Annotated in this window: 1 protein-coding gene; it reads right to left on the reverse strand. The window is 64.0% G+C overall.

Translation table 11 applies throughout. The features are described 5' to 3' along the window. Positions 1-503, reverse strand: a 503-nt coding sequence (locus C9414_RS21150; protein ID WP_219909147.1) for a hypothetical protein, incomplete at its 3' end; no start/stop codon positions are given. Positions 504-514: the final 11 nt, after the last annotated feature.

The following is a 514-nucleotide window of genomic DNA, read 5'->3' on the forward strand; positions in this document are numbered from 1 at the left end:
TGGTCTTCGGGCATCTGCCGCAGGCGCCCAGCCATGTCCTCCAGCGTCAGGCAGTTGCTCTTGGCATGGGCGATGAAGGTGCGCATCAGCCCGATCAGGTCAGCGTCCGGCATCGGCTTTGCGCCCTGCTCGGGAAGCGTTCGGTCCGGGTTCGGGTCCAGTTCGACATCAGACTCGCCAAGCGCCTGGGCCAGGTGCTGCAGCGCGTGGCCGCTACGAAGGCCAAACGAGGTCGTTTCGACCAGCGAGGTACCGCGCGCAGCATGCTGCTGGCGCTTCCAGTGCATGCCTTCACTGTAGTTGGCGAAGTGCTTCGGCGGCTGACCGTCGGCATCCAGCGCAAAGTGCTCGTGATACAGCGCGGCGTCGGGGTAATAGAAGTCCGGGCGATACTGGCGGTGGGTGTCGGTCGCGGTATCGAACTCATAGCGCCGCTCGTAGTCGTAGGCCACGCCGTTGTAGAACAGCCAGTCGGCGATGACGCATTCTTCCAGGCTCTTCACCCGCTCACCCT

This window comes from Bacillus sp. Nf3, from assembly GCF_003028545.1.
Lineage (GTDB): Bacteria > Bacillota > Bacilli > Bacillales > Bacillaceae > Bacillus > Bacillus safensis.